The 5,004-nt window shown below is 64.3% G+C and carries 6 protein-coding genes; 2 read left to right on the plus strand and 4 right to left on the minus strand.

Annotated features, from left to right (window positions below; translation table 11 throughout):
• Window positions 1-85: 85 nt before the first annotated feature.
• Window positions 86-394: a DUF1244 domain-containing protein gene (locus tag FJ980_RS29185; protein WP_140547100.1), complete on the minus strand. Its 309-nt coding sequence runs from the start codon at window positions 392-394 to the stop codon at window positions 86-88.
• Window positions 391-1,218: an N-formylglutamate amidohydrolase gene (locus FJ980_RS29190; protein ID WP_140547101.1), complete on the minus strand. Its 828-nt coding sequence runs from the start codon at window positions 1,216-1,218 to the stop codon at window positions 391-393. Before FJ980_RS29190 ends, FJ980_RS29185 begins: the two co-directional genes overlap by 4 nt.
• Before the next feature lie 235 nt (window positions 1,219-1,453).
• Here FJ980_RS29190 and FJ980_RS29195 point away from each other — a divergent pair, with 235 nt between their 5' ends.
• Both FJ980_RS29195 and pyk read left to right on the plus strand, forming a co-directional pair.
• Window positions 1,454-1,942, plus strand: coding sequence for a DUF1036 domain-containing protein (locus FJ980_RS29195; RefSeq protein ID WP_095767317.1), 489 nt, complete (start codon window positions 1,454-1,456; stop codon window positions 1,940-1,942).
• On the plus strand, window positions 1,939-3,366 hold the full coding sequence (gene pyk, locus FJ980_RS29200) for a pyruvate kinase (RefSeq protein ID WP_095767318.1): 1,428 nt from the start codon (window positions 1,939-1,941) through the stop codon (window positions 3,364-3,366). The genes FJ980_RS29195 and pyk overlap by 4 nt, the downstream gene beginning before the upstream one ends.
• A 27-nt stretch (window positions 3,367-3,393) precedes the next feature.
• Here the strand turns inward: pyk and FJ980_RS29205 are convergent, their stop codons facing one another.
• The gene (locus FJ980_RS29205; protein WP_140547102.1) at window positions 3,394-3,873 is read right to left on the minus strand and encodes a hypothetical protein; all 480 of its coding nucleotides are present in this window, start codon (window positions 3,871-3,873) and stop codon (window positions 3,394-3,396) included.
• Window positions 3,874-3,923: 50 nt separating this feature from the next.
• On the minus strand, window positions 3,924-4,985 hold the full coding sequence (locus FJ980_RS29210; protein WP_140547103.1) for an alpha/beta hydrolase: 1,062 nt from the start codon (window positions 4,983-4,985) through the stop codon (window positions 3,924-3,926).
• Between the last annotated feature and the right edge of the window lie 19 nt (window positions 4,986-5,004).

A 5,004-nucleotide genomic window follows, 5' to 3' on the forward strand; every position in this document is an offset into this window, starting at 1 on the left:
GGATCCTCGGGTCTACGCCGCGTCGCTTCGCTCCTTGCTCCGCCCTAGAATGACGAAGCCGCAGGGACGAGCCATACAAGGCCGCTTAGTGATCCTTCGGCCGCCATGCCTCGAATTCCGCCTTCTTGGCTTCCGACGCCTCGGTCTGGTTGAGCGCCTGCCACTCGGCATAGGGCATGCCGTAGATGATCTCGCGCGACTCGTCTTTCGACAATGCCACACCGTCGGCTTCGGCGGCTTCGCGATACCAGTTGGACAGGCAGTTGCGGCAGAAGCCGGCGAGGTTCATCAGGTCGATGTTCTGGACATCGCCGCGTTCGCGCAGATGCGTCACCAGCCGACGGAAGGCGGCTGCCTCGAAATCGCGTTTCTGGTCGTCGCTGAGTTCGGTCATTGGGGAACTCCCGGCCTATCGGTCTCGTCACACAGGTCCCTGCGCGAGCCGAACATTTTCACCTGATGTATATCGGGGCGCCGGTCGATGGCGTCAACGATCGGCGCCAGGCGTTCGGCCCAGGCCAAGGCGCCGGCGCGGTCGGCGATCAGGTCCTGACGGATCTCGATCAGCGCATGCGCATAGCCGTTGACGATGGCATGGCGGAACATGGTGTCGCCGCGCAGCGCGCCGTCATAGGGTTCGTTGTCGCCGACGACGAGGGACTTGTCCTCGGCCAGCATGTCGATCAGCGGCCGCGCCACGCGGTCGTCTCGGTCCCACAGGACGCCGACATGCCAGGGGCGGACAAAACCCTGCATCGCGGGCGTGAAAGAATGCACGGACAGGATGAACGGCGCCTTGCCCGAAGCATGGGCGACGGAGGCAATCATCGCGCCGACGGCGTCGTGATAGGGCCGGTAGAAACGGTCGAGCCGCCGCTCGCGCTCCTCCCGGGCAATCGGATAGTTTCCCGGCACCACGGTTCCGTCATAGAGCTGGCGGATCATGGTTGGGTCGTCCTCGCCCCGGTTGGGGTCGATCAGCAGCCGCGAGAAGCCGGCAAGCACCGCCGGCACGTCAAGCGCAGCGGCGAGCTCGCGCGTCACCGTCTCGACGCCGATGTCATAGGCGATGTGACGGTCGAATTCGGACGCCGGCAAGCCGAGACTGCCATATTCGTCGGGGAGATCGCGGCGGGCGTGGTCGGCGAGAAGCACGACGCCTTTCTTGCGGTCGCCCTCGACTATGTCGAACGGCGTGAAAACTGTGGATCGGGTCATCGACTGAAAAGGGGGTGGCGGCTGCGATGTGCTATCGTCATTCCACGAAGAGGACGCCGGCGCAATGCCGTTGTTTGGCCAAGGTTTCCGCAAAAAATCCCCGACCGAGGGAGAATTTGCGCGACGGGCCCTTCTAAATCGATTGGAATTGAACAAAACGGCGCGTTGACATGCGCCCGGAGTTTGCTGAAAAGGGCTTCGAGAGATGCAAATGTGGTTCGCAAGGGGATCTGCGATGGGTTTTGCCGGCCGGTTGCGCAAGCGCCTGGCCGTGCCGTTGCTGATCGTCGGCGCGGGATTTTTCGCGATAGCCGCGACCTCGCCGGCCCGGGCCGACTTCCGCGTTTGCAACGCGACGCAAAATCTGGTGGGCGTCGGCATCGGCTATCGCGCCAAGGCCGGCTGGATCACCGAGGGCTGGTGGCACATCGAAGGATCGACCTGCAAGACGCTGATCGAGGGTCCGCTGTCATCAAGGTTTTACTATCTTTATGCAGAAGACGCCGAACGTGGCGGGCGCTGGGACGGCCCGATCAACATGTGCGTCGCCGAAAAAGAGTTCAAGATAGCCGGCGTGAATGATTGCGTCGCCCGGGGCTTCCAACGCGCCGGATTTCAGGAATATGACACGGGCGAGCAGGCCAGCTGGATGGTCCAGCTGACCGACGAGCCCGCAACGGGAGGCGCGCCAGCGACCCCCGCTCCGGGAACAAACAGTCAATGAGACGCAGCCGCAAGGTCAAGATCCTCGCCACCATCGGTCCGGCTTCCTCTTCCGAGGAGATGCTGAGAAAGCTCTTCGAAGCGGGCGCCGATGTCTTCCGCATCAATATGAGCCATACCGACCACGAGCTGATGCGCACGCTGGTCGGCCGCATCCGCGCCGTCGAAGCGGCCGTCGGCCGACCGATCGGCATCCTGGCCGACCTGCAGGGCCCGAAGCTCAGGGTCGGCAAGTTCGCCAACGTCAAGGAAGCGCTGGCTGTCGGCCAGACTTTCACGCTCGACGACAATCCCGAAGCCGGCACGTCGAAGCGGGTATATCTGCCGCATCCCGAAATCCTGAGCTCGGTCGAGGCCGGTCACCGTCTTTTGATCGACGACGGCAAGCTGGAGCTGAAGGCGCTGAAGAGCGACGGCAAGTCGATCACCTGCACGGTTGTCGCCGGCTCGGGCATTTCCGACAAGAAGGGCGTCAGCCTGCCCGACACCGACCTGCCGGTCGGCGCGCTGACTGAGAAGGACCGTGCCGATCTCGACGCGGTGCTTGCCACCGGCGTCGACTGGGTGGCGCTGTCCTTCGTGCAGCGGCCGGAGGACCTGGCTGAGGCCCGCAAGATCGCGCGCGGCCGCGCGCTGATCATGGCCAAGATCGAGAAGCCGCAGGCAGTGGCGCGGCTCCCCGAAATCATCGAGCTCTCCGACGCGCTGATGGTCGCCCGCGGCGATCTCGGCGTCGAGATGCCACTGGAAGCAGTGCCTGGCATCCAGAAGCAGATCACGCGAGCGGCGCGCCGCGCCGGCAAGCCGGTGGTGATCGCCACGCAGATGCTGGAATCGATGATCACCGCGCCCGTGCCTACCCGGGCCGAGGTTTCCGACGTGTCGATCGCTGTCTTCGAAGGCGCGGACGCGATCATGCTTTCGGCCGAATCGGCGGCCGGTGCCTATCCGGTCGAGGCGGTCGCCATGATGAACCGCATCGCCACCAAGGTCGAAACCGACCCGACCTATGCCGGCATCATCAATGCGCAGCGCTCGGAGCCGGAAGCCACCGGCGCCGACGCCATCTCGCTGGCCGCGCGCGAGATCGCCGAGACGCTGAAACTGTCGGCGATCATCTCCTACACCGCGTCGGGCACCACCGGCCTGCGCGCCGCGCGCGAGCGCCCGCAGGTGCCGATCGTGGCGCTGTCGCCGATCGTCAACACGGCGCGCCGGCTGTCGCTCTTGTGGGGCACGCATTGCGTCGTCTCGCCGGATGCTACCGACCTGGACGACATGGTCGACCGGGCCTGCCGCATCGCGCTGGAAGAAGGCTTCGGCAAGCCGGGCGACCGCGTCATCATCACCGCCGGCGTGCCGCTGCGGACGCCGGGCTCGACCAATATGCTGCGGATTGCCTATGTGGGGTCGGAGACCCATTAGGGCATAGTCGACTTCTCAGGAATCGCTCTATGAAGACGCGTCAACGCGCGCGGCAATCGCGTGCGCTTTGGCTGCGGCTTTGGGATGGTCCAAGCGCTGAAGAAACCGGAATGCGCGCGGAACTGGGTCGTATAGATACTGATCCGGCCCCAGTATCTTCCGCCGGTTCAGTTCGATCGTGTCGAGCAGATCGAAATCGACCTTCGTGATCATGCAATGCCAGCCGGGACTGTGCGACGCCCAGCCTTTTTCGTGATGTTCGAGGAGCCGCCGACGGCAGGAATAGCCGTGATAGTCGAAAGCGATGACGCCGTTCGTCACGTAGATATGGTTGCCCGCAAAATCCTCGGCCGGGACAATGCGCTCGCCATAAAATCCCTCAAAGGGAGGGTTTTTCAGAAAAACCCCGGCCAGAATGGCACACGCGCCGTGACCGAAGAAGATACGGTCCGGCAGTCCCCATCGCTTTTCCGGATTTCTCTTTATGCCGTGTTTCAGGACGTACATGCCAGGTTGATCCCAATGCTCTGTGCGCCGGTCCGCTTGGAAGACATCTGTCAGGTCGGCGCGAGTTCCGGCTGCGGCTGCTCGAGAGTGGGACATTTGCCCACGCCATGCGCGTCGCCGGCAATCCGCGCTTCCACCATCCTGGCCATCGCTTGAAGATCGACATCCTTGCCCGCGACTTTCTGGATCGCGCCGACCACGAGATCGGGCGCGATCCAGTCCGGCTTGTGGCCGAGATTTCTGACCCAGATGAGCTCCGCGCCGGGAATGTCGCGTTCCAGGCCGATGGAATGGATTGTCGCATAGACCACCTTGTCGCGATCGCCCGAGATGACGACGGTCGGCGCCTTGATCTTGCGGTAAGCAGGCGCGGCGGCGCGGACATAGTCGTAGAGCTGGGCGACATCGCGGGCGTTGGCGCCGAAGGCGGACGGCCGCAGCACCAGCGGGATCGAGGCACTGTCGACATAGGAGTCCGGCACATCGTTTGGCGAAAAGACGCAAGACGTCGCGCCGCCGATCTGCAGCATGCCGGCCGGATAGGCGAGCGTTTCGGAAAACAGCCAGCCGATCGCCGGGGTGGCCGTGAGATTGTAGTACCAGGCGGTCGCGCCGCCCGGCCAGGGATGCGTGGCGGGCGAAAGGAAGACGAGGCCAAGCGTTTTTTCCGGATGCTGACGGGCGAAGGCCGTGGTGATGGCGCCGCCGAAGGAATGGGCGACGATGACCGCGTTGCGGATTCCCAGCCGGTCCATCAGCGCGGCAATGGTATCCGCCTGCTTCGCCAATGTCTCATTATCTCCGCGCTCCGACCAGCCGAGCCCCGGGCGGTCGAGGAACAGCATTTCGGCGCGGCCCTCGAGCAGGGGCCTCAGCGGCAGCATCTGGTCCTTGAGATTGGCGCTGGCGCCATGGATGAAGACGACCGGCGGCAGCTCGGCGCCGGCGGGCGCCTGGATATGGACGTAATGGATGCGCGTGCCATCGATCTCGGCGAACGCGCCGATAGGCGGGCTGCGTCGCTCGACCAGCCAGACACCGGCGCGGGTGACGCCGGCGAGGGCAAAGAGGAGAGCGACCAGAAAAAGGAGGATGGCGCAGATGAGGTTCATGCGGGGAGTAGGGGCGTAG

The sequence above is a fragment of the Mesorhizobium sp. B1-1-5 genome, from assembly GCF_006443065.1.
In the GTDB taxonomy this organism is placed as follows: domain Bacteria; phylum Pseudomonadota; class Alphaproteobacteria; order Rhizobiales; family Rhizobiaceae; genus Mesorhizobium.